At 73.3% G+C, this 2,662-nt stretch carries 2 protein-coding genes; both read right to left on the reverse strand.

Annotation, left to right across the window (positions count from 1 at the left end; genetic code table 11):
- Positions 1-44: 44 nt before the first annotated feature.
- Positions 45-1,319: a glycoside hydrolase family 3 N-terminal domain-containing protein gene (locus tag ACFWE2_RS25175; RefSeq protein WP_377226941.1), complete on the reverse strand. Its 1,275-nt coding sequence runs from the start codon at positions 1,317-1,319 to the stop codon at positions 45-47.
- A 60-nt stretch (positions 1,320-1,379) separates the two neighbouring features.
- Positions 1,380-2,576, reverse strand: a complete 1,197-nt coding sequence (locus tag ACFWE2_RS25180; protein WP_377226942.1) for a threonine aldolase family protein — start codon at positions 2,574-2,576, stop codon at positions 1,380-1,382.
- Positions 2,577-2,662 lie beyond the last annotated feature (86 nt).

Consider the following 2,662-nt stretch of genomic DNA (forward strand, 5'->3'; position numbering starts at 1 on the left):
GTCCGGGTCTCCGTGGCGACACCAGGGAGACCCGGACAGGCGCTCTACTTCGGCAGTCGGGTCTTCGCGGCCACGACCCGGGCCGCCGCCGCGTCCACCTTCGCGGCGAAGTCCGGGTCGTCCCGCGCGGTACTGATCAGGGCGTCCACCATCGCCGGTGCGACCGACGGCTGCGCCGAGGCGAGCACCAGGTCCACCCCGGCGTCCACCGCGCGGACCGCACGCTCGCCCGGCGGCACGCTCGCGACCTGCACCGCCGCCGAAAGGTCGTCGGAGATGATGACGCCGTCGAACCCGAGCTCGCGCACCATGCCCACCACGGTGGGGCTGAACACGGCGGGGGTGTCGGGATCGATCCGCGAGTAGATCGCCGACGACATCATGACCAGCCCTGATCCTGCCTCGATCCCGGCCTGGAACACGGCGACCGACGCGGCGTCCGGACCCGTGACCTCATCGGTCACCCCCGCCGTGTCGTCGGTGTTGCCCGCGACCCGGCCCAGCCCGGGGAAGTGCTTGATCGAGGTCTGGACACCCGCATCGCGCTGGCCCTGCGCGAACGCGTTCCCGTGCGTGATGACGGACCGGGCGGTGTACCCGTAGTTCCGGCCGAAGAAACCGATGGGCGCGTTCAACGACGCCGCGGCCTGCGGCACGAGGTCCAGCACCGGCGCGAGGTTGAGGTTCACGCCCGCGGCGACGAGCTCGTCACCCCAGACCGCTGACCGCTCCCGCAGGTCGGTCGCCCCGAGCGTGGCCTGGTCCAGCGCGCTCGGGATGTCGCTGAAGCCAGGACCGCGCAGCACCTGCACCGCGCCGCCCTCCTGGTCGGTGGCCACGAAGAGGGGCTCCCGTTCCCGGGCCGCAGCGTCGACGGCGGCGTCCACCAGGTTCTTCACCGGCTGCCGGCCCGCCTTGGTTCGGCCGTGCAGGAACACCCCGCCGATCTGGCTGTCGCGGAGCATGTCGAACGTCGGCTGGAACGGGCCGGCGACCGGCAGCCCGACCATGAGGATCTGACCGACCTTCTCCTCGAGGGTCCAGCCGTCCACCAGCGAGAGGTCGGGCTCGCCCGGTGTGGGCTCCGGTGTGGGCTCCGGCGTAGGCCGCGCGGTCGGCGTAGGCCGCGCCGTCGGGGTGGCACTGGTCGTCGGCTCCCCCGGCGACGCGCTGCTCGGCGCAGGGCTCGGCTGCGCATCCGGCTGGGCGGGTCCGGGGAGCGACGTCGGATCAGGCTCCCCCGGCAGACCGGAGCAGCCGGCGGCCAGGACCGCCAGCGTGAGAACCGCGGCGACGACGCGCGGGCGAAAACGGGTCATGGGCCTCAGTCTCACCCCGTCAGGCGAACCGCGTGCGACGAGCGGCCCGCACCGGTCCGCTCACACTGCGGCGACGAGCGCCCGCACGAACCCGTCGACGTCCGCCGCCGTGGTGTCCCACGCGCACATCCAGCGGACCTCCACGCGGTCCGCGGTCTCGCCCGGCGCCCAGTCGTAGAACCGTGCGTAGGCGCGCAACCGGTCGGCCGCGGCGCGCGGCAACGTGGCGAACACGACGTTCGCTTCAGTAGGACAGGTGATGCGGACTGGGCCCGGCCGGTCGCCGGTGCCGCCCGATGACCACGCACCTGCTGCCAGGATCTGCTGCTCCCTGGCAGCAGGTGCATGGTCATCTCGGTGACGGCCGGTCAGCCCTGCCGCCTCGATCCCCGCCCGCAGGCGCGTGGCCATCCCGTTCGAGTGCGCCGCGTTCCGCAGCCACAGCGGCGCATCCTCACCCGTGCCCGACGTCGGCGTCCCTGGCTCGCCGAGCAGGGCGAGCAGCTGCGCCGACACGTACCGGGTCTTCGACGCGAGCTGCATCGTGGCCTTGCGCAGGTACGGGACGGCCTCGCCCAGGTCGGTCCGTGCGCCGGCCGCGTCGCCGCCGTCGGACAGCACCACCACCGCCTCGCCCAGCATGCCGCCGTTCTTCGCGGCCCCGAAGGACAGGACGTCGACGCCGACGTCGGTGGTGATCTCCCGCAGCCCGACGCCGAGCGTCGCCGCCGCGTTCGCGAGGCGCGACCCGTCGACGTGCACCCGCAGGCCCGCCGCGTGGGCGGTGTCGGCGAGGAGCTTCAGGTCGGGAGGCGAGTAGACGGTGCCGAGCTCGGTGACCTGGGTGAGGCTCAGGACCGCGGGCTGGGCGCGGTGGACGTTGCCGAGGTCGCCTGCGAAGCGGTCCACCGCGTCGGGCCCGATGCGGCCCGCCACGCTCGGTGCCGACAGGATCTTGAGGCCGCCGACACGCTCCGGGGCGCCGTTCTCGTCCGTGTGGACGTGCGCGACGTCGCTCGCGATCACGGCGCCCCAGCGCGGTGCGGCGGCCATGAGGCTGATGACGTTCGCACCGGTGCCGTTCAGCACGGGGAAGATGCGGGCGCGGTCGCCGAACACCTCGGCTGCCCGGTCCTGGAGGCGGGCGGACACGGGATCGTCGCCGTAGGACACGGCGGGACCGGCGTTCGCCGCGACGATCGCGGCCATGACCTCGGGGTGGACGGGGGCGTAGTTGTCAGAGGCGAACTGCTGCACCCGGCCATTCTCCTCCCGTCACCGAAGTAGGTCCGCGAAGTAGAGCGCCTGTCCTGGTCTCCCGGCAACACCGGGGAGGCTCGGAC

Origin of the sequence: Promicromonospora sp. NPDC060271 (genome assembly GCF_042726755.1) — a bacterium.
Taxonomy (GTDB): Bacteria; Actinomycetota; Actinomycetes; order Actinomycetales; family Cellulomonadaceae; genus Promicromonospora.

Bases quoted from the DNA above. Each gene is read 5' to 3' on its own strand.
- ACFWE2_RS25175 (WP_377226941.1), bottom strand. From the start codon at position 1,319: ATGACCCGTTTTCGCCCGCGCGTCGTCGCCGCGGTTCTCACGCTGGCG.